General features: G+C 67.6%; 18 protein-coding genes and 1 pseudogene. 7 read left to right on the plus strand and 12 right to left on the minus strand.

The genetic code is table 11. The features are described from left to right. Nucleotides 1-140: 140 nt before the first annotated feature. From ACGFZW_RS14515 to ACGFZW_RS14535, 5 genes are all read right to left on the minus strand, one after another. A complete protein-coding gene (locus ACGFZW_RS14515) occupies nucleotides 141-1,385 on the minus strand; it encodes an MDR family MFS transporter (RefSeq protein ID WP_393893429.1) in 1,245 nt (414 codons plus the stop codon). Further along, the gene (locus tag ACGFZW_RS14520; RefSeq protein WP_393893430.1) at nucleotides 1,382-1,513 is read right to left on the minus strand and encodes a hypothetical protein; all 132 of its coding nucleotides are present in this window, start codon (nucleotides 1,511-1,513) and stop codon (nucleotides 1,382-1,384) included. Before ACGFZW_RS14520 ends, ACGFZW_RS14515 begins: the two co-directional genes overlap by 4 nt. A gap of 113 nt (nucleotides 1,514-1,626) precedes the next feature. After that, nucleotides 1,627-2,898: an ATP-grasp domain-containing protein gene (locus ACGFZW_RS14525; protein ID WP_393893431.1), complete on the minus strand. Its 1,272-nt coding sequence runs from the start codon at nucleotides 2,896-2,898 to the stop codon at nucleotides 1,627-1,629. Between the two features lie 2 nt (nucleotides 2,899-2,900). After that, a complete protein-coding gene (locus ACGFZW_RS14530; RefSeq protein WP_393893432.1) occupies nucleotides 2,901-3,794 on the minus strand; it encodes a [LysW]-aminoadipate kinase in 894 nt (297 codons plus the stop codon). Nucleotides 3,795-3,905: 111 nt separating this feature from the next. Then, nucleotides 3,906-4,079, minus strand: a complete 174-nt coding sequence (locus tag ACGFZW_RS14535) for a lysine biosynthesis protein LysW (protein WP_328451071.1) — start codon at nucleotides 4,077-4,079, stop codon at nucleotides 3,906-3,908. A 982-nt stretch (nucleotides 4,080-5,061) separates the two neighbouring features. On the opposite strand from ACGFZW_RS14535, the gene ACGFZW_RS14540 reads away from it, so the two are divergent. After that, the gene (locus tag ACGFZW_RS14540; protein ID WP_393893433.1) at nucleotides 5,062-5,271 is read left to right on the plus strand and encodes a hypothetical protein; all 210 of its coding nucleotides are present in this window, start codon (nucleotides 5,062-5,064) and stop codon (nucleotides 5,269-5,271) included. A gap of 719 nt (nucleotides 5,272-5,990) precedes the next feature. Here ACGFZW_RS14540 and ACGFZW_RS14545 read toward each other — a convergent pair. The 3 genes from ACGFZW_RS14545 to ACGFZW_RS14555 all read right to left on the minus strand — a co-directional run bounded on the left by ACGFZW_RS14545 (nucleotide 5,991) and on the right by ACGFZW_RS14555 (nucleotide 9,923). Continuing rightward, complete coding sequence (locus tag ACGFZW_RS14545; RefSeq protein WP_393893434.1) at nucleotides 5,991-6,641, minus strand: 2OG-Fe dioxygenase family protein; 651 nt, start codon at nucleotides 6,639-6,641, stop codon at nucleotides 5,991-5,993. 559 nt (nucleotides 6,642-7,200) lie between these two features. Next, nucleotides 7,201-8,391, minus strand: coding sequence for an acetyl-CoA carboxylase biotin carboxylase subunit family protein (locus ACGFZW_RS14550; protein ID WP_393893435.1), 1,191 nt, complete (start codon nucleotides 8,389-8,391; stop codon nucleotides 7,201-7,203). 230 nt (nucleotides 8,392-8,621) lie between these two features. Then, nucleotides 8,622-9,923: an MFS transporter gene (locus ACGFZW_RS14555; protein WP_393893436.1), complete on the minus strand. Its 1,302-nt coding sequence runs from the start codon at nucleotides 9,921-9,923 to the stop codon at nucleotides 8,622-8,624. A gap of 509 nt (nucleotides 9,924-10,432) precedes the next feature. Between ACGFZW_RS14555 and argC the strand changes: the two genes are divergently transcribed. The 5 genes from argC to ACGFZW_RS14580 all read left to right on the plus strand — a co-directional run bounded on the left by argC (nucleotide 10,433) and on the right by ACGFZW_RS14580 (nucleotide 15,289). Then, entirely contained in the window at nucleotides 10,433-11,464 is a 1,032-nt protein-coding gene (argC, locus tag ACGFZW_RS14560) for an N-acetyl-gamma-glutamyl-phosphate reductase (RefSeq protein WP_393893437.1), read from the plus strand. Nucleotides 11,465-11,665: 201 nt separating this feature from the next. Continuing rightward, nucleotides 11,666-12,229 carry an adenylyl-sulfate kinase gene (gene cysC / locus ACGFZW_RS14565; RefSeq protein ID WP_393893438.1) on the plus strand — a complete coding sequence of 188 codons (564 nt, stop codon included), beginning with the start codon at nucleotides 11,666-11,668 and terminating at the stop codon, nucleotides 12,227-12,229. An 86-nt stretch (nucleotides 12,230-12,315) separates the two neighbouring features. Beyond that, the gene (cysD, locus tag ACGFZW_RS14570; protein WP_393893679.1) at nucleotides 12,316-13,188 is read left to right on the plus strand and encodes a sulfate adenylyltransferase subunit CysD; all 873 of its coding nucleotides are present in this window, start codon (nucleotides 12,316-12,318) and stop codon (nucleotides 13,186-13,188) included. Nucleotides 13,189-13,190: 2 nt separating this feature from the next. Beyond that, nucleotides 13,191-14,519: a sulfate adenylyltransferase subunit 1 gene (locus tag ACGFZW_RS14575; protein ID WP_393893439.1), complete on the plus strand. Its 1,329-nt coding sequence runs from the start codon at nucleotides 13,191-13,193 to the stop codon at nucleotides 14,517-14,519. Between the two features lie 173 nt (nucleotides 14,520-14,692). Then, nucleotides 14,693-15,289, plus strand: a complete 597-nt coding sequence (locus tag ACGFZW_RS14580) for a nitroreductase (protein ID WP_393893440.1) — start codon at nucleotides 14,693-14,695, stop codon at nucleotides 15,287-15,289. A gap of 726 nt (nucleotides 15,290-16,015) precedes the next feature. On the opposite strand, the pseudogene ACGFZW_RS14585 reads toward ACGFZW_RS14580, so the two are convergent. Together ACGFZW_RS14585 and ACGFZW_RS14590 are read right to left on the minus strand one after the other, a co-directional pair. Next, a pseudogene (locus ACGFZW_RS14585) lies at nucleotides 16,016-16,243 on the minus strand (chaplin); the annotation flags it as partial. 355 nt (nucleotides 16,244-16,598) lie between these two features. After that, complete coding sequence (locus tag ACGFZW_RS14590) at nucleotides 16,599-16,781, minus strand: hypothetical protein (protein WP_393893441.1); 183 nt, start codon at nucleotides 16,779-16,781, stop codon at nucleotides 16,599-16,601. 963 nt (nucleotides 16,782-17,744) lie between these two features. Between ACGFZW_RS14590 and ACGFZW_RS14595 the strand changes: the two genes are divergently transcribed. After that, complete coding sequence (locus ACGFZW_RS14595; RefSeq protein WP_393893442.1) at nucleotides 17,745-18,026, plus strand: hypothetical protein; 282 nt, start codon at nucleotides 17,745-17,747, stop codon at nucleotides 18,024-18,026. A gap of 980 nt (nucleotides 18,027-19,006) precedes the next feature. Here ACGFZW_RS14595 and ACGFZW_RS14600 read toward each other — a convergent pair. Then, complete coding sequence (locus ACGFZW_RS14600; RefSeq protein ID WP_393893443.1) at nucleotides 19,007-19,354, minus strand: hypothetical protein; 348 nt, start codon at nucleotides 19,352-19,354, stop codon at nucleotides 19,007-19,009. Between the two features lie 127 nt (nucleotides 19,355-19,481). Next, nucleotides 19,482-20,156: a hypothetical protein gene (locus tag ACGFZW_RS14605; protein WP_393893692.1), complete on the minus strand. Its 675-nt coding sequence runs from the start codon at nucleotides 20,154-20,156 to the stop codon at nucleotides 19,482-19,484. Nucleotides 20,157-20,461 lie beyond the last annotated feature (305 nt).

Here is a 20,461-nt window from a genome sequence, read left to right on the forward strand (position 1 = left end):
CCCCCCCCCCACACCCCCCCCCCCCCCCCCCCCCCCCCCCCCCGCCCCCGGGGGGGGGCGGCGCCCCGCCCCCCCCCCCCCCCCCCCACAGCCGGTGAAGGCAGCGGACATTGGCCGGTGAAGCGCCGGCAGGCTCCAGGTCAGGAACTCGGTTCGTCGGCTTCCAAGTCCGGGCGACGGAGCCCCAGACAGAGCTGGGCGCTCAACAGACCCAGCACGCCGACCAGGGCCCACAGCACCCATGGGGCGGTGGCGTACAAGGCACCGCCGATGACCGGTCCGGCGCCCGTACCGATCGCGTACGCGGCGCCGTACGCACCCTGGTAACGCCCGATCATCCCCGGCGGGGTCAGACTCACCAGGTGGGCCTGGACGATGGAGGAGTACGCCATCTCACCGAACGTCCAGATCACGACCATCGCCGACAGCAGGAGCATTCCGGAGGAGAAGCCGGACAGCGCGAGACCGGCACAGACGAGCAGGTTTGCGATGGCCAGTACGTGCTCGGGCCGGTACCGGGAGATCACGCTGGTGATGGGCAGCTCCAGCAACACCACCAGCAGGCCGTTGAGGGCCATGAGAAGACCGAAGTCACGCTCGCTCAGACCCACGTCGGTGGCGTGCAGGGGCAGGGCGACGGCCGTCTGGATGTACGCGAACATGGAGAGCACGGTCATCAGCAGGAATCGCACCAGGGTGCGGTCGCTGAGCACCTGCCGGTACCCGACCGCCGAGTCCGCCGGCGTTTTCGTGGTGCCGGGATCGGACTGCTGCTGCGGTGGCTTCCGCAGCAGCACTGCCGCGATCATGCCGAACACCAGGAGTGCGGAGGCCTCCACCAGGAAGAGCCCGACGTAGGAGATGCTGGCCACCACACCGCCGAGCACGCCACCGAGGGTGGAGCCGATGTTCTGGGCGAACCGGAGCACCCCGAAGGCGGCGAGTCGTTCCTGTGCGGACGTCACGGAGTCGACCAGCACCGCCGCCATGGCCGGCCGATAGATCGCGGACATCACGCCGATGAGACCGACCACAGCGATGATCACCGGGAGCGGTCCGATGAACGGCACGATCGCGGTCAGCGCGGAGGTGGTCACGACGGACAGCAAAATGGCCCATCGTCGGCCGACGGTGTCGGTGAGGTAGCCACCGATGACGTTGCCGAGCACTCTGCCCAGACCGGACGCGCTCAGCACGAGCCCCGCAGCCCCGACGGAATGGCCGCGCTGGGTCAGGTACAGCACGATGAACACCGGCAGGAAGGTGCCGACCTGAAGGATCAGGTTGCCGAGACTGATGATCCAGACCCGGCGGGGCAGACCGCGCAGGGTGTCACGGAACCGCGGCTCACCGGCGTTCGACCGGTCCGATGTCGCGGTACTCACGCCGCCGCCCCGGTGCGCACGTGGATCGCCGCGACCGGCTGTCCCCCGTGGGCGATCGCCACGGTGGCGGTGGCGCCCCGGGCGACCACCGACAACCGCCTGCTGGTGGGTACGACATTGCTGGACAACGTGGCTCCTCCGTGTGGTGCGCCGCAGCGAAACTCAGCGGCTTCCTGTCCTTTCACAAGGGAAAGGACCTCGGGTGGACGGCTTGCGCCGTCCCAGGCTTTCCGCAGGTTCTCTATCGCGAGCTGTTGGCGTAGAGATGGTCACGCTCGATCTCCCGGAGCTTCCGGTAGTCGGCACGAAGCTGTTCCGGATCCTCGGAGATGAGAATCACGTACCCCGGCTGCGTCGCGACGTCGACCGTCCGGGGAAGCGGGGCCCCTTCGGGATGCGTCGTGACGGCGTGGGCGTAGGACGGGAGGGCGCGGATGGCGGCCATCGCCTCGTGGGACGGGGCCACGCCGTGATCCTCCGGGTTGATGAGATGCACGTACCGCAGACGTTGCAGCAACTGGTACGCGGTGGTGGGCAGTCGGTCGAACTCGGCAGGGTTCGCCACGGACAGGGCGATGAGGTCGATCTGGTTGGTGCCCAAGCAGCGATTGCTGATGTCCGGAACCTGCCCCCCACCGAAGCGTGCGGCACACTCGACGAGCACCGGTCCTCCGGCGGTCATCATGACCTCGGTGTGGCCGGCCCAGTTCCGGACCTCCAGGGCGTCAAGCACCTGGTGGGTGTAGGACTCCACCTTCCTGGCGTCCGGATCGTCCGGTGCCAGGGGCTCGTTGTAGTCGTAGATGATGTTGCCGCCGGGGAGCCGGGTCTTGAAATACCGCCAGATCTCGACGGTGTGATGCTTGCCGTCACGGCTGACCGTGTTGACGAAGTACTCGTCCCCGTCCAGGAACTCCTGTGCCAGAGCGACCGCATTGGGCTTCCCGTGGCGGTCGGTGCTGGTCATGATCTTCTCGTGGACGGCGCGCACCTGATCCGCGGAGGAACATGCCACGACGTTGTCGGTGCCGGAGCTGGCGACCGGCTTCAGGACGACCGGGTAGCCCGCGGTCGTCTCGGCCCACTTGATGATCTCGTCGGCATCGGACGAGACGATGGTGGCCGCGCACTCCACTCCCGCGTCGCGCAGGGCCAGGACCATGTCGTACTTGTTGCGGCGGGCCGTCGACCGGCTCACCCCGTTGCCGGGAGTGCCGAGTTCGGCGGAGAGCCGGTCGGCAAGCTCGACACCCGACTCCCCGGAGGCGATCACCCAGCCGACCCCGTGCTCGCGCAGCGCGGACGCGGTCGCAGCGACGTCACCGTGGTGCCGAACGTTGTCCACGAAGCCTTCGGGGAAGGGCAGCCGGGCCATGTACAGGTCGGGGTTCGGCGACTGGACGTGCACGCACTCCATGCCGAGCCGGTGCAGCGCGGGCAGGAGGTGGCGTCCCATCGAGAACGCGTCGACGAACGCCACTCGCTGGGTTCGCGCTCGGGAACTGCTCGGCATCGTCAGCTACTTCCCTTGTGAGTCGGATAATTCGCGGACGGAAGGGCCTGGTCGAGCAGGTAATCGGACCGCGGGCCCATTGTCACCTCGGTGCCGGATCCCGCCAGTGCTCGGCTGACCGGATCCGGTACTCGCCCGTCCGCAATGCGGACCGACGGCACTCCACCGGTCAGCGCCTCCCGTGCCGCGACGAGCTTGAGCGCCATGCCACCGCCGGCGAACCCGCCGGGCGCACCGGTCGGGGGTACCTCGTAGCTGCTCAGCACGCTGCTCTCGTCGTCGGGATCGGCAAGTACCCCTGGTGCGCCGGTCAGCAGGACCAGCCGCTCGGCGAGGAGTGCCGCCGCGAGTGCGGCCGCGACGCGGTCGGCGTCGACGTTCACCGGATGCCCTTGCTCGTCGATCGCGGGCGGCGAGACCACCGGCACGAAGCCGGACTGCAGCAGGGTTTCGGCGACGTCGGTGCGCACCTCGCAGAGTCGGCCGCTGAGGTTGTCCCTGACCAGGGTCGTACGGCCGTCCACGACGGACCGCACGGCGGACTTGCGGCGGGCGCGCAGCATGCCGCCGTCCAGGCCGGTGAGACCCACCGAGGCCACCCCGAGCCTGGACAGTTCCGCGACGATCTTCGGTTTGACCCCGCCGGCCAGCGCGAGGATGACCACCTCCAGCGTCGCGGGGTCGGTGTACCGAGTGGACACCTTGTCGGGGGCGACGAGGGTGCGTTGCGGGACCCCGAGTCGCCCGGCCAGTCCTGCGATTTCGCCGGAGCCGCCGTGCACCAGGAGGATTGACTGTCCTTCACCGGCGAGTCTGGCGACGTCGGCGCAGATGGCCGCGGCGTCGACGGACGGGTTGCCGCCGCACTTGATGACCGTCAGCGGTCTGGTGGTCACGGTGTCTCCAGTTCGCGGGAATCAGATGGAATGCAGGCCGGGGAAGGCCGACAGCCGCTACGCGGACCGTGGGCCAAGCCCCGCCAAATGCCGCGTGCCTGCGCGCGACCGTTACTCTCCCCAGTCCTCTTCGACCTCGGGCGCACGGGCGAGAACCGCCGGACTGAGCGCGACGATTTCCAGTTCGCTTCGGCAGCCCGCACAATCGATGATCTCGTTGAGCCGCGCCGACTGGCTTATCTGCACCTCGTCCTCACACTCAGGACAGGCCTGCATGGTGGGCATGTGATGAATTCCTTTCAATGGGTTATTCCGGAGCGGACCGCTGGTCCGCCACGTTGAAAAGGACCGTACGGCCACGCCGGCTTCATGTGCGTCCGCGATAAATGCATTCACGGGGACGCGTCCTGTTGACCTTGCTCTCCTGGAGCTACGCACCGTGCTTACCTGGACACTGCTTCCGGCCGTGCCACCCTTGATGCCGCTCCGATAGGCCATCGGATCCGAGTTCGGCCGAACCATCGAGGTCGAACGCCGCGAATCCGTCGCACGGGCGGGAGGGTTCACCCGCGAGGTGCCTTGCTGCTCGCGGGTGATGGAAGCATCGGGTAAACGTGACGCGTAGTCGCAAGGGCGAAGAATCAACGCAATGCATCCTCGTGAATGAATTGTCCGCGGACGCACACGGTGTGGGTGTGCTCGTAGCGTCCTTACCACGCGGCAGACCGGTCAGGATCGGCGCGGACGAGAAAAGACTGTTCGGCGGCGAACCGGTGCCGAACCCGCCGGACTTGCGGAAAGGAACTCGATGAGCGACTCGGCACCCGGGCGGCGTTTATCGAGCTGGAACACTGCTCTGCCTCGTACGCCGAAACCACGATGGTCGCCCGACGCTCCCTCCGGCTCCCGGCCGGTGAAGGCGGCGTCCACGTCCACACCGCGGGGCGCCATCAGGATGGGATCGACGGACCACGTCGACGCGCTCTTCGATCGACAGGAGAACAAGTCGTGAAGGTGCTGTCTGTTCTACGGTCCCGCATCGCGCGTCGACAGGCTGCTGAAGAACCGGATGGAGAGGTCGACCTCTCCGGCTCCCGCCCGTGTGCTTCGTGGTCACCGGGCTCTCCGTGCACATCAACGACCTGGGCGCGACGGGGATATCCGTCCTCGTGCTGGTCGTGTTGGTGCCCGTGATCTGCAGATTCGGCGGCTCCTCCTGCCCGGCCGTCCGACCAGGTAACCCTTCGCCTTCATCGATCGGAGAACCATGCGTACCCCACCGCTCTTCGGCTACCAGCAGCTCCACGAGGGTTCCGTCCTGATCACCCGTCAATGCCGCACCGTCAACGTCGTGCGCGGCAAGGAGCAGGTGTCCGAGCTGCTGTCGGCTCTCAGGAGTGAAGACGCTCAGGTTGTGCTTTCCCGCTATGCGAACCGTGCGCGCGAGATGAAAGCGTCGTGCCGGCCCGGAACGTGATCCGTGCCGCATGCGAACGGAACCTCAGGGACCGGCACCGCCCACATCGCTTTTCACCTGGAAGGTAGGGCGATCCGAATGCCCGGCACTGCAACGGCACGGAGATCGACGGCTGTTGAGCTGGTCCCGCCGGCAGGACGACGTTGGTGTGTCGCCTGTCCGGGCTGGCACGTCCAGGAAGTGACAGCCGGGGGAGCGGCCCTGGCGGCGATCAGACGGTGAGCGTGCTCAGCTCCGCAAGACCCGCTGGCCCGGCTCGGCGCCCTCGCGCCGTCAGTTCCCTTGGCCGGTGGGCGTCGCACCATGCGCAGACCACCCGGAGGATCGTGGACAGCTGACGACCTGGCACCGGCCTCGGGCCGGGACCCGGATATGCCGGCCCACGCTCTGACAGATCCGATCGGCCCAGCACTCCACCCGGCCTCGGTCAGGATCAGGTACGCCCTGCGGCGGACGATCTTTACGCCCTTTTCCAGGGTGGGCATGAACCCAGTCCCGTCCGGCGGATCGAGGACGGGTGGCCAGGCACCCGAAGCGCCTGGTGGACACGGTGATCTTGGCCGAGATCCCGTCCACCAGGCGCTTCGTCGTTCCGTACCCCATCGGATGCCGTACAGCCGTCGCCGGCTTGGAAGGGCTGATCGAGGCGGGAGTGGACGCAAAGCCGATCGACCACACCGTCCCGGTCGGGGTGTACCTGACTCAGGAGTCCTTCTTCGTCAGCAGAACTCCAGGAAGAACATGTCGCGGTACCCCTCCATAGTCGACGGGGCCACCCGTACGGGAGACACGGAATGCAGGCCCGTACGGTCGTCCAGAAATATGTAGTCGCCCGGCTTGCTCAGGGTGTGCGTCAGGACCGGCGACTCGGCGTTGTCGTAGAGCGTGCTGACCCCGCCGGTGATGCCCTTTCGGGCGACCAGCATCATGACGATGTGCGCGACGCCGTCCCGGTGGATTCCCTCCGGGGTGGGATTCCCGAGTTCCTTCTCGGTGGCGACGATGCGGTGCTGATGGAGGTTGATCCGACGGACAGGAGCAACGGGTTCACCGTCGGGTGTGGTCTCCGCGATGCGTGCGACGAAATGGGCAAGCATCCGCCGGAACACGGAAGTGTCGAGCAGCGCCTGTTCGATCGGTTCGAAGCGGCGGGTGATGCCGCCGTTCAGCCGGTTTATCTCCTTGCTCTGGAGAAAACCGTCCTGGTCGACCGGCCGAATGGTGCCGTCGTCGACCACGTATGAAACCACGGAGTGCTTACGGCGTCGATACGTACCGCCGTCTCCCATGTGCGGGTCCAGCGGCAGGCCTTCCCAGAACTGACTGAACTTGTCCCAGTCATCGCCGGCCCGGAGCAGGTCGTCACGCACGTTACCAAGCGAAAAATTCGGCCCACCCATTCTCTCGATCTCCTTTGATCAGGGTCGCGGTTGTCGGACAAGCGAGCAGCGCGGGGGTCAGTGCCGGGGACGGGGTGTCGAGCCGGACTTCTGCGACGAAGGCGCGTTTCGCTCTGCGTCGACCTCGCCGGCGAGTACGGCTTTCCTGTCGTTACCCGGGTAGCGCCACTGATGGACCCGAAAGTGAAATGTCGTCTGTCGCGTTGTAGGGACGCTACGGGCACGCAGAGGCGTTGTGCGTCCGTGACGAGTTTATCGACGGGACGCATTGCGTTGACTTCTCTCTCCGGCAGCTGCGTATTTCGGCTACCTCGCCGAGGGTTTCCCGCCGGCTCACCGGTTCCTCGAAGTGGAACGGGACCTCTCCCAAGCACTTCCTGCGATGGAGCGGTCCCGGGCCTACGGTCGTCACCGTCATCAACGCGCTCTCGGTGACCGCTCCGGGCGCCCTTGTAGCCCTTGTCAGCTCCACCAAGAAGCGGCTGCCGTCCTCGCCTTGGCAGTGGCTGGTCACGACGTCACGAACGTTTCACGTGACGTGCCACGCACCGACGGTGCTCAGAACGCTCTCCGCACGGGCACGCAACTGGCTCACGGAATCGGCGGTGATCGCGAAACGGAGAAAGTAGTTCTCCTGCTCCAAGTCGCTGACCTCGTAGCCGTCGACGACCACCGCCTTGATGACGCCCGGCAGCGCACAGAGGTCCTCCTCCGTGGTGCTGATCTCGACACGGCCGAGCCGGTCCGCTTCCACATCGACCCAGCCGATGATCGGCCGGTCGCGAAGCGGGCCCAGCCGCTCCGGTGTGAACTCGCGCAGCGACATGGAGACAACCGCCTCCATCGGGTCGATCCCGCTGACCCTCTGGATCGCCGTGGGATACATGCCGCCGCCGAACCGGGGATTGATCTCCACCAGCTCCGTCCGGCCGTCTTCGTCGGTCCGGCCCTCAATGTGCAGCCAGAGCTGGTCGAGGTGGAGGTCGGCGCAGAGCGCGCTGATCCTCTCGCTCAGGACGCTCACACCACGACGCACGTGATCCTGCTGAGGCGGATGGATCCGAAGCCCCGCGTCGTGGTGCCTGACGTCGTCGTGGTCGGGCTTCTCGACCGCCATGACCGGATGGAAGCGGCCGTCCACGACGGGGCCGTCCACGGAGAACTCGATACCGGGCAGATACTCCTCGTAGATCATTTCTGTGTCGGCGAAGCCGCGTTCCGTCAGGTGGCGCTGGTAGGCGAGGAGCTCGGCCGGGCTGTCCACGCGGCGAACCAGCCGCGAGGCCGTGGATTCACGTGAGGGCTTGACGATGGCGGGGAAGAAGTCCACGTCCGCCGGGTCGCCGCAGTAGCCGATGGTGGACAGCCCCAGGGCCCGCATGCGGTCTCGGACCAGCGTCTTGCTGGCCAGCACATCGAGGTCGGCGCCGGCACCCGGAAGGTCGTAGTGCGCGGTCAGGCCGCCCTGCCAGGGGAGCAACGGTTCGATCAGGTTGATGACCGCGAGGGGGACGATGCCGCGCCTGTCGAGTCGGGTGATGAGCGTGGGCAGATCCTCGCTGTCCCAGTCCACCAGGACATGGTCATCGCATCTGTCGCGGTGCTGACTGTCGGGAAGTTCGGATATCAGTACCGACCGCAGACCGCGGGCTTGCAGCTGTTCGGCGGCAAGGGCCACTCCGCCGGCATCCCATTTGGAGAGGATGAGTACGGATTTCACGCCGCGACCTCCAGGGCTGAAATTCAGGGCTGGCACGGGAAATACGGGCCAGCAGCAAGAGTGGCACGGGTGGGGATCGCGTCGAGATAAACGGGAGGCTTAGCCGCAGGCGAGAAAGGTCAACATGATGTGTTCACGCGAATGCATTTGTCGCGACGCACATGACGTCGGCGCGGGTGTACCGTCCTGCCGGTCGGGTACCGGAGCCGAATTCCGCTGAACCACCGAGGTCAACTCTCCACCGGGGCGTCAGGGATGCTCGGGACGCCGACGGCCGGGGCCTCGGACGCCGCGGGCGTCAGCGGAGCGTTCTTCGTGCCCGCCGTCCGGACGTCGGAGAGCAACGCCCCGAGGAACGCCAGGGCGCCGACCGCCGCCGACACCCACATGGCGCGGTGCAGGCCGAAAGTAGTGGCGAGCGCGCCGGAGCACAGCGATCCGACGGGAAGCGTCCCCCATACGACGAACCGGATCGTGGCGGTCATGCGGCCCATGAGCGGTCGCGGGGTGATGCTCTGACGCAGACTCACCTGGTTCACGTTGAAGAGCACCACGCCGAAGGACTGCACGAACACGCCGCAGGTGATGACCAGTTCAGAGGCCGAGGCGGGCGCGGCGGGGGTGAAGAGAGGGCCGACGCCGTTGAGGAGCGCACCCAGCACGATGCTCGGTCCGGTGCCCAGGCGCTGTGACAGCCTTCGGACCACGAGGGCCCCCAGGACGACGCCGAGAGCGCCGATGGCCATCACCGTGCCGAGCTTGGCGGCGGAGAAGCCCAGTTCACGCACCGCGTAAGTGGTGAAAATGGCCCCGACCATGCCGTAGGAGAAGTTGAGGAGCGCCCCGACTCCGGCCACCGGGGCCAGCAGACGGTGGCGACGGACGAAGGTCAGTCCCTCGCCGACCTCCTTCCGCAGAACCGACCAGGTCGCCCGGCGCCCCCTCGCCACCGGCTTCTCCCGGTCCTGCGGGATGCGCGACACCATGAACGCGGAGAACAGGAAGGACAGGGCGTCGGCGCACAGCGCGACCGGGGCCTTCAGCGCCGAGATCAGCCAGCCGCCCGCGCTGGGGCCGATGAGCAGCGACGCGGACCGCGCGAGCTCCAACTGTGCGTTTCCGTCCGTCAGTTGATCGGCATCGACGACATCCGGCAGATATGACTGGTAGGCGACGTCGAAGAACACGGTCGCGACACCCTGGCCGAAAGCGACCACATAGAGTTGGCCGATCGTGAGCAGGTCACACGCGTAGGCCAGCGGGACGGTGAGCAGCAGCGCCGCACGCACGAGGTCGCTGATGATCAGGATGGGCCTTCGGCGCATTCGGTCGATCCAGACCCCGGCAGGCAGACCGATCAGCAGGAAGGGCACGACCTGCGCGGCGACGAGCACACTGACTTCGAACGCGCTGGCGTGCAGCACCTGGAGCGCGGCGAGAGGCAGCGCCAGGATGCCGATCTGGCTGCCTATCTGACTGACGCCCTGAGCGGCCCGCAGCCGCCGGAAGTCAGGATTCTGAGTGACCCTCATCTGGTCCGTCTCTTTCGGTGACTTGATGGCCGCTGACGTCACGAAGGTGCCACACCCGCCCGCGCCGCGGAGTCCGAGTGTCGTTGCTCGCGCCCGCTCGGAAGATGCGGCGCGAGGGAAACCGGGCGTCCGGCGACGGCGGCCTTGGACGTCCGGTCGCGACACACGGTGTCCTGCGTGAGACTCGCTCGAGAGGGCATTGCCGCCTCGGTGCCGGCACGCTTTCCCCTACCCATGGCCTCGGTTCTCCGGGACGGATCCTCGGTTCTCACGGCCCGCGTCACGATATGGGCCCGAATTCAAGACTGGTACAGGTGGGGTTCGCGTCGAGTAATCGAAGCGCTTAGCCGCGCGGCAGGAGAATAAGTCCGGTGCCTCCTTCGGAATGTGTTTGTCGCGGACGCGGGTGAGACGGACGGGTTCGTAGTTTCCTTTCGTATGGATTTTTGGTTCGGACCGGAGGGAGCCGTGGTGGTGGGTCGGAGTGTTTCGGTGCGGGGGGTGAGGTCGTGATACGGGTTGCGGTGGCCGGTGCGGCCGGTTATATCGGCGGGGAGCTGCTACGGCTGCTGCTGGGACACCCCGAGGTCGAGGTGGTGGGCGCGGTCTCGTCCCGTTTCCCGGGGAAACGGGTCGATGGTGTGCATCCGAATCTGCGGTCCGCCACCGATCTGACGTTCTGTTCGGCCGACGAGGTCGAGGAGTGCGACGCGGTGTTCCTGGCGCTGCCGCACCGGGTGGCGATGACCCAGATCGATCACTGGTCCCAGCGGTCCAAGCTCGTCTTCGACCTGACCGGGGACTTCCGGCTCGATGACACCGAAGTCTTCCAGCGCTACTACGGCGAGGAGCACCAGGCCCCGCATCTGCTGGACGATTTCGTGCCCGGTCTTCCCGAACTGCACCGCGAGAGCCTGCGCACCGCGGACCTGATCAGTGTTCCCGGCTGCATGGCCGCGGCCGGCGTACTCGCCCTCTACCCACTGGTCGCCCGTGATCTGATCGATCTGGAGCGAGGGGCTCAGTTCGACGCCCGCACCGGCTCCAGCGGCTCGGGCGCCACCGCGGGCCCGGCCAACCTGCACGCCGAACGCAGCGGTGCCATGCGGGTGTTCGCGCCCACCGGGCACCGCCACGAGGCCGAGATCACGCGGCACCTCGGCCTGCCGGCCGCGATGACCGCCACCGGCGTCGAAGCGGTCCGCGGGGTCCAGACCATCTGCCATGCCACCCTGCGCCCCGGCGTGGACAAGCAGACCGTGCGCCGGGCCTTTCGCGAGCAGTACGCCGAGGAACCCTTCGTCCGCATCGTCGCGCACCAACGCGGCATCTTCCGCTACCCCGACCCGAAGATCCTCCTGGGATCCAACTACTGCGACGTCGGCTACGCGGTGGACGAGGACACCGGCCGCCTGACCACGATCGCCGCCCTGGACAACCTCGTCAAAGGCGGCGCCGGCAACGCCCTGCAATGCCTCAACATCCGCATGGGCCGCCCAGAGAGCCTCGGCCTGACCTTCCCCGGTCTCCATCCTCTGTGAGCCCCGGCCAACCGGAGAGACCGTGACCATCCATCCGCTGACCGCCGTCACCTGCGGCCGCAATCCGGCCGAGGTCGCAGCGGGCATCCGCTTCGACGGGCCCGATCCCGTCAGCCGAGCACGCGCGGGGGCCGGCACCACAGTGCGCATCCCCTGCGCGGGGGCGCCGACCCACAGTCCACGTGAAAGGGAGATCCGCACATGAGCGAACCGAATGGCACACCACCCGAGTGGCGGGGCGGCACGGTCTGGCTGACCGGGCTGCCGAGCGCGGGCAAGACCACCATCGCGGTGGGTCTCGCCGAGCGACTGCGCTCCGGTGGACAGCGAGTTCAGGTGCTCGACGGTGACGAGGTGCGTGCCGCCCTCTCCGCGGACCTGGGATTCTCGAAGGAGGACAGGAACACCAACGTGCGGCGGATCGGCTACGTGGCCGGGCTGCTCGCGGAGCACGGCGTCACGGTGCTGGTGCCGGTCATCGCTCCCTACGCACACTCCCGCGCGGCGGTCCGTGACCTGCACGCGGCGCGCGGCGTCCCCTACATCGAGGTGCACGTGGCGACCCCGGTGGAAATCTGCGCCGACCGGGACGTCAAGAGCCTCTACGCCAAGCAGGCGGCAGGTGAGCTCAGCGGCCTCACCGGCGCGGACGACCCCTATGAGGCGCCGGTCGACCCCGATCTGCGTGTGCACACACAGCATCAGAATGTCGACGAGTCGATCCGGCAGGTGCGCGAACTGCTCACGGCGCGAGGTCTGTCGTGACCGCCCCCGCGCAGACCGTGCCCACCGGCCGTCCCGTACGCCTCGGCCCGCGGGTGGATCCGGTGCCCCCGCTGACACACCTCGAAATGCTGGAGGCCGAGGCGGCCCACATCTTCCGCGAGGTCGCGGGGGAGTTCGACCGGTCGACGCTGCTCTTCTCCGGCGGCAAGGACTCGATCGTCATGCTGCACGTGGCGCTCAAGGCGTTCGCCCCGGCGCCACTGCCGTTCTCCCTGTTGCACGTCGACACCGGCCACAACTTCCCCGAGGTGGTCGCCTACCGCGACCGGATCGTCGAGAAGCACGGTCTCCGGCTCGACGTGGCATCCGTGCAGTCGTACATCGACGACGGAAGACTCCGCGAGCGCCCGGACGGCACCCGCAATCCGCTCCAGACCCTTCCGCTGCTGGACGCGATCCGCGACGGCCGATTCGGCGCGGTGTTCGGCGGCGGCCGGCGCGACGAGGAGAAGGCGCGCGCCAAGGAACGGGTGTTCAGCCTGCGGGACGAGTTCGGTGCCTGGGAGCCGCGCCGGCAGCGGCCCGAACTGTGGCAGCTCTACAACGGTCACCACCAGTCCGGTGAGCACTTCCGCGTCTTCCCGCTGTCCAACTGGACCGAGCTGGACGTCTGGCAGTACATCGAGCACGAAGGCATCGAACTGCCGGAGATCTACTTCGCGCACTGGAGGAAGGTGCTCCAGCGCGACGGCATGTGGCTGGCGCCCGGCGACTGGGGCGGCCCCCGGGGCGACGAGACCGTGTGCGAGCGCCGGGTCCGGTACCGCACGGTCGGTGACATGTCCTGCACCGGCGCGATCGATTCGTCCGCCTCGACGGTGGGCGAGGTGATCGCGGAGATCGCCGCGAGCCGCGTGACCGAGCGCGGCGCGAGCAGGGCCGACGACCGGCTGTCCGAGGCAGCCATGGAGGACCGCAAACGAGAAGGGTACTTCTAGACATGTCAGCAGGCGTCGCGGAAGCGGCAGATCAGACGTACTCCACCGGCCGGCTCTCGGGTGGCCTGTTGCGGCTGGCCACCTGTGGGTCGGTCGACGACGGCAAGTCCACCTTGGTCGGACGGCTGCTCTACGACACCAAGTCCGTCCTGGCCGATCAGGCGACGGCCATCGAGGAGGTGTCCCGCAGGCGCGGGCAGGACGGCCCCGACCTGGCTCTGCTGACCGACGGCCTGCGGGCGGAACGGGAACAGGGCATCACCATCGACGTGGCCTACCGCTACTTCGCGACGCCCGCGCGGCGGTTCATCCTCGCGGACACCCCTGGTCACGTGCAGTACACGCGCAACATGGTCACCGGTGCCTCCACCGCGGACCTGGCGTTGATCCTGGTCGACGCGCGCCACGGCGTGGTCGCGCAGACGATGAGGCACGGGGCGATCGCGGCACTGCTGCGAGTGCCGCACGTCGTGCTGGCGGTCAACAAGATGGACACCGTCGGCTACCAGCAGTCCACCTTCACCGCGATCGCGGACGAGTTCGCCCAGCGGGCGCGCGAGTTGGGCATCGCGGATGTCACTGCCATCCCGATGTCGGCGCTGACCGGCGACAACGTGGTCGAACCTTCGACCAGGATGGACTGGTACGACGGCGATACGCTGCTGTCCCACCTGGAGAACGTGCCGGTCGGAACGGAGCCGATCGGCAAGCCGCTGCGCCTGCCGGTGCAGTACGTGATCCGGCACCCCTCGGAGCGCCGGCAGGTGGTGGAGCGCTGGTCGGCCGGACAACTCGCCTCCGGTCTCCTCAAGGTCGGCGACCCCGTCGTCGTGCAACCGTCCGGGGAGTCCAGCACGGTCGTCGGTCTCAGCGTGCTCGGCAAGGCGACCGACAGCGTGCGGGCACCGCAGTCGGTGGCCGTCCGACTCGCCGACGAGATCGACATCTCCCGGGGCGACATGCTGACCGCGGGCCCTGCTCCACAGATGCTGCGGCACATCACCGCCAAGGTGTGCCATCTGCACGATCGCCCGCTGCGCGCCCGACAGCGCGTGCTGCTCAAACACACCACCAGGACGGTCCCGGCGGTGGTGGAACGGATCGACTACAGCATGGACGTCACCGACGCCCGCCGGCTGCCCTGCCAGGACGGTCTCTCCGTCAACGACATCGGCGGCGTACGGATTCGCACCGCCGAGCCGCTCGCCGTCGACGACTACCTGGAGAACAGACGTACCGGCTCGTTCCTGCTCATCGACCCGCAGGACGGCGCGACGCTTGCCGCGGGGATGGTCGACGCGGGGGCAGGGGAACAGCATCTTCAGCCGTAGCGAGCCCGGTGACTGCGACGGGTCCTGCCCGAGGCGGTCGAGGGTCTCGTACACAGCCCTCTTCCCGCACCCGTCCCCTCCGCGCCGCACCCGGCTTGGTCGCTTCTCCCCACGGAGTCCCGCCCAGGACGAAAATCCCCGCCCTGCACCAGGAAGACGACTAAGGACGGACCATGGACGTCACGACCGCGATACTCACCCGGCGCAGCCAGCAAGTCCTCGACGGGCCTTCCCCGGGTGACGAGGAATTCATCCACCTCGTCCGGGACGCCAGCGCCGCCCCTGACCACGGCCGGCTGCGGCCCTGGCGGTTTGTCCTGCTGCGCGGCGACGACCGCGACGTCCTGGGCAACGCCCTCGCCGAGGACGCGGAGGACGAGCAGAATGCCCGCCAGCTCACCGCAAAGCTCCACCGCGCGCCACTGACCGCGATCCTGGTCTTCTCCCCCCACGCCGGACACCGCATCCCGGAGTGGGAGCAGCTTGCCGCCGCGAGCTGCATGACGCACTCCCTGATGCTGCTCCTGCACTCCCGCGGCTACGGGAGCATCTGGCGCACCGGCCGGCTGGCCCGCTCCGCGTCGGCCCGTGCGGTGCTCGGCCTGGTCGAAGGCGAGCAGCTGCTCGGTTCCCTCGACATCGGAACCCCGGACCCGGCGTCCCTGCACACCCGGCGCCCCCAGGAGGATGTCAGCGCGCGCGTCACCCTGTTCCGCGACGTGATCCGCCACGAGACCGCCAAGGTTCCCGTCGGCAGTCACGCCGCCTGAGCGGCGTTCCCGCCCATGGCAGCCGTCGCCACCCTTGCCGCTGACGCTGCCGACCACGGCGGGACCGCCACCGGGAGCACCGCCCCTGCTCTGTCCCATCCTTCACACGTGTGGGGGCGTCGGTCTTCAGCGCCAGAGGGCTCGCCTTGACGCCTGTTCGGCGCAGCCCACGCACAACCTCGCGTGCCCTTGGGAATGAAGGAAGCCGCCCGCCCCAGGTGTCGACCTGGGACAGGCGGCTCCATCATCATGGCTGGCAACTGGCCGCCGATCAGCCAGGACGGCGGACAAGCAGCGACAGATCGCCACACGTGCTGACGTCATGTCCGACATCGCTTCTCGCGGCGCGTTATTGCCTCACGGCAGGACTGCTCACCAGCTCCCGTCCCTGCCGGTTTCGGGTGGGGCACCACGCTCTGCGTGACACCCCACCCGTGCCCACCCGCGCTGCCGCGAGCGGGCGTTGACCTACCTTCAGACGCGCGCGGCCGCGTCGCGACCCCGGCGGTAGAGCAGAACGCCACCCGCCAGGAGTCCGACGCTGGCCGCGATCGCCAGGGCGGTTCCCTCGCCACCGGTCTTCGCCAGTGCGGGCTTGACGACGGGCGCGCTGTGCTGGTGGTTCACGGGCTTGGGAGCAGCGGCCGGCGACGGCGGCGTCTTCTGGCGCTCCTCCTTCGGCTTGTGCTCCTTCACCTTGTGGTGGTGCACGGGCGGCTTGCCCTTGTTGACGCAGTCGTTGCCGAAGGCGGGATTGAGCGCTCCGACCACATCCACCGTGTTGCCGCACACGTTGACCGGGATATCGACGGGCGCCTGGATCTGGTTGCCGGACAGGACGCCGGGAGAACCGACGGCGGCCCCGTGGGCATCGGCGTCGGCAACGGACACTCCCGCGCTCGCGAGCAGCAGGCCGCCGGTGGCAACCGAAGCGGCGATGACCTTCTTGATCACGTGACTCCTCCTTGACGGTGCGGTCACATCCACGGACCGCACAGACATAACGAGCACCGAGGAGGAAAGCTCTGATTCCGGCATTTCGATCACTCCTTCGGCTTGATATCTGCGCTCGCGAGGCCGAAGAGTGACGCTAAGTCTGTTTTTACGGAGAGATGTTCCTGGTGGAAATCACACCGGATGATGTCAGGTGGAGGAGCATTCTCGAACACCCCCGCAGGCACCCTGATGGACATCTCGCGGCCGCGACCGCCGTGTTTACGCCCTGCTGCACGTGAGTTGTGGAAACCGCACCTTGCTCGGTGGCGTTGCGGCAGGTTTCGGGTGTCCTGCGGGGGCAGGCCGATCGGCTTCAGCCGAGCAGTGAGTCCAACGGCAGCTGTCCGACCTGCAGAGGTCCGACGCCGGAGGCGGCCTTGACGGGATCGCCGAGGACTCCGGCGATGCCCGTGCCCGGAACATCGGCGTGGGCGGGGAAGGAGAGGGCTCCTGCGAGGGCGAAGGCTCCCAGGAGGGTGGCGAGTGTGCGGCGCATAGCGGCTCCTGCTTCATTACGTAGCGTTGGCATGCTGCTGGCGCACCCCACCATTCCACTCATGTCGGGCAGTCGTCGTCGTCCACGCGAAGCGGTCACCTGATCGCGGGAGGGCAGATGGCGGCGCTACGAATCCGTGTTGAGTACGCGCACAGTTCGTCTGATTCCGTCTGTGGAGCTGATTCGACAGTGGGAGTCGCCGCGGTGGCCGGCGCCCGCATGCAGAGAGTTCACCGAACCCGCCAAGCCTGCGCCGCGTTCGCCCGACGGGGCAGGGGGCGAGATCTGCTTGACCGCGTGAGTGATTCGCTGGGGGCGGTCGATCCACCGAGGCCTTGGGTGCTCTGCTCGCTGTCCGTCTGCCGTTCGTCGTTCGCGGATCATTCCCACCTCAAGTGAGGCTTCCAATGGCCCTGCGGTCTCTGCCGACTTGGAGCGGCGTCCGCGCCGACTTGTCCGTAAGGCGGGATATCCCATTTTTGCGAAGAGGGTCATCTCGCCATCGCGTTGACGGTGACGGGCAGCGTCTGAGCAACCAGGAGGCCTGAGGAGCGCGAGGTGAACTCTAAAGGTCCGATTGTGTGTTGAAGGATCTATTCCACTGAGCGGTGGCGCGGCCAGGGTTGGGTCTCTGGCGTACAGCGACCGCGGGGTTTGTGAAGTGCGCGCCGAGGCAATGACTGAGCGGGGACGAGCCTTGCTGGCCCGCCCACTCTCCAGAGATCGTCCCTGTGTTGCCGAAGAATTCGGTGACGTGCGCCCGAACAGGTGATGCGCGCCGGTGCTCGGTGTTTGTTCAGGCCTCCTCCGGCCCTGAACCACACCAAATTCCCGGAAGTTCAAAACTCCTCACTCTACAACCCGGCGCGTCGCTGGGCCACTTCAGGGGATTCCGCATTAACCTTCCTGACTGTACGAAGTCGGTACATCACAGAACGCACAGCTCAACCACCCGGAGATGAAATGCGTAAGCTTCACAAGGCCGTTGCCGTGGCCGCCTTCCTCGGAAGCGTCAGCCTCCTCGGCGTCGGCACCGCCATCGCCGACGGCGGGCCCGTCGGCAAGTTCGACATCAAGCAGAGCGCCTCGTGCACCTCGCACGACGCCAACGTGGACGTCCTCGGCGAGGTCGGCATCGCGAACGGCCTGGGCGGCAACCTGCTGAACGGTGAGGGTTCGCCGGGCGCGCAGAAGACCCACCTCGGGTCGACCGTCGGCTGCGACAACAGCGCCTTCGGCAAGTAAGCAAGACTGAGTTCCGGTGTCCGGCCAGGTGGCCGGACACCGGAACTTATTCATGTCTTCAGGCCCGAGTCGAAATGGGGACTGAATGCCCGTTGGCGGGGCTTCCCGGAGAGTTCCGTTTCAGGGATAGCTATTCTCCCCGCCGGCGGAGAGCCGGGGAGAAGGCGACCATTTTCCGCCCGGCGGCCAGGGTATTTGGCAGGGCGGGCGACGGCATCACAGGAATTTGATTCGCGGCCGACTGTGAAACGCGAAAAGAACACCCGGGATGTCATTCGTAAAGTGCCGCCGGCTGCCGCGCACCCATAATCAACGAGCCCTAGCGATCCTGCTCATGTGCGTCATGTCCGCCATGAACAGGGCCGCTAGGGCTCGTCGCGCCCAATTGCCCGCACGGGGCGAGCACGAAATCCCATGACCGTCTGCGGACTTCCGCCGGGTGGCTCAGGTCCACCCGTGCGTCTGAGGAAGCGGTCCACTTACGGGAGCAAGGCACGCATGCTCAGAGTGATCAAGGGCGCGTTGTGCCAAGTTGGCGTGCCCTTCTGGCTCGCCCGCGGCTCATCCTGTCGGCAAGGCGTCACGCGGCAGTCCGCGCAGGGTAGCTCCTGGCGGTAGTTCACGCGGAGGAACTGCCTGCCAACAGTCGCCCCCCGGTTCGTACCGGGTTGAAGTCCGCATCCCGACACCTGCACCGCATCCCGTGACTCAAGAACGGGGTCGTCGTGGGAGCTTCATCCGGGTGGGCGCGCTGTACGTGCGCAGGGCCGATCCAGCGTCCTACGGGCGGCAGACACAGTGGCGAGGTGCGCACCGAGCGGAGCTGTCGTCGGTCAGGGCCGGCGCCCCGAGGGCCGGGCAATCACACTGGCGCGCGCGGCTGATTGGCCCCGTCCGGTTGGCAGGAACTGCGCTCCGTGGCCCCCAAACACCGCAGCCGGGCTCAGGGTCGCCCCGGCCCGGCCATCAATGCGTGCAGCTCACAACACGATGCGAGGCTTCTTGAAGCCCTTGAGCGGCGGCACCTTGTTGGAGCAGTCCATCTGCGGGCCGATCTCCGTGGACTGCTTGTTCACCAGGCCGGTTTCGGGCCAAGCGACGCGCTGCCGGGAGTCCGTCGAGCAGCTCTGCTTCTGCTTGATGACGACCTTGCCGTCCTTGGTGGTGTAAGTGGTCTCGCTCTTCTTGGCGCAGACCTTGTTGAGCTGGACGTCGCGAGCGCATCCGCCCGGGGCTTCGGCGGCCTGCGTCTGGGGGGCGACGGCGCCGGTCACGGCGAGTCCGCCCAGGAGCGCTGTGACGGCTGCGATCTTCTTCCGACTGAACATGTGCTGCGTCCTTTGTGTTTGATGCCCGGGCGGTGACGTCCGCGAAGTGGTCATCGCCCGGGCGGAAAATGCCGAGAAACAGGCGCTGGTGTTCGAGCCGAGGCTCGGACACCAGAACCCGTCCTCGTTACTTGCTGAGGGCGGTGTTGTCGCAGCCCATGCGCGAGCCCTGGTGGCTGCGCTGGGCGCCCGGCGAGCCCTCACCGTTGAGCGCGTTGCCCAACGCACCGTTCAGCAGCCCGACCTGGCCGAGGATGTTGATGTTCAGGTCGTGCGACTTGCACTGGGTGTTCTGTGCGACACCGATCTTGCGGGGGCCGTCCGACTGAGGCTGCGGTGCGGCCTGCGGGGCGGGGGCCTGAGCCTTCGGGGCAGGCTGGGGGGCGGCCTGGGGCGCCTGAGCCTGCGGCGCGGGCTGGGGGGCGGCCTGCGGGGCCTGAGCCTGGGGGGCAGGCTGCGGGGCGGCCTGAGGTGCCTGAGCCTGCGGCGCGGGCTGCGGGGCCTGAGCCTGCGGAGCCGGCTGCGGAGCGGCCTGCGGGGCAGGCATGGGGGCGGCCTGGGGAGCCTGAGCCTGCGGCGCCGGCTGGGGTGCCGCCTGCGGCGCCTGAGCCTGGGGGGCGGCCTGGGGGGCCTGGGCCTGCGGGGCGCCCTGTGCAGAAGCCCCTGCGGCGGACTGCGTGACGGACCACGCGGTTACCTGCGGGCCGGCACCGGTCCCGTCAGCAATGCTGACGCCGGCACCGAGGCTGGACAGACAGCCGACCGCTGCGACGATGATGGCGACTCGTTGAATTTTGCGCATGGAACTCTTGATCCTTCACTGCGGGTGAATGACGCTGACAGGTGCAACTACTGAGGGTGAATATAGGCAGGCAAAAAGTAGCCATCGTGGATTTCACCCTGTATCGCGCATCGTGTCGGGACTACGAGAGAGGGCCTTCTCTCGCAGATCTGCGACGGCGCCACCGCGGCACGCTTTAGCCGCCTCGGCGCGGACGACGGATTTCATCACTCCCCTGTGGTGCCGGAAGGTGTCCCATGAGCCTCTATGGCATGTCCCCTGACGTCGGTAACTTCCGCTGAGGGCCGCAGGGCAGGCCCCTTGGC

It is taken from the genome of Streptomyces sp. NPDC048248, from assembly GCF_043201875.1.
GTDB lineage: Bacteria > Actinomycetota > Actinomycetes > Streptomycetales > Streptomycetaceae > Streptomyces.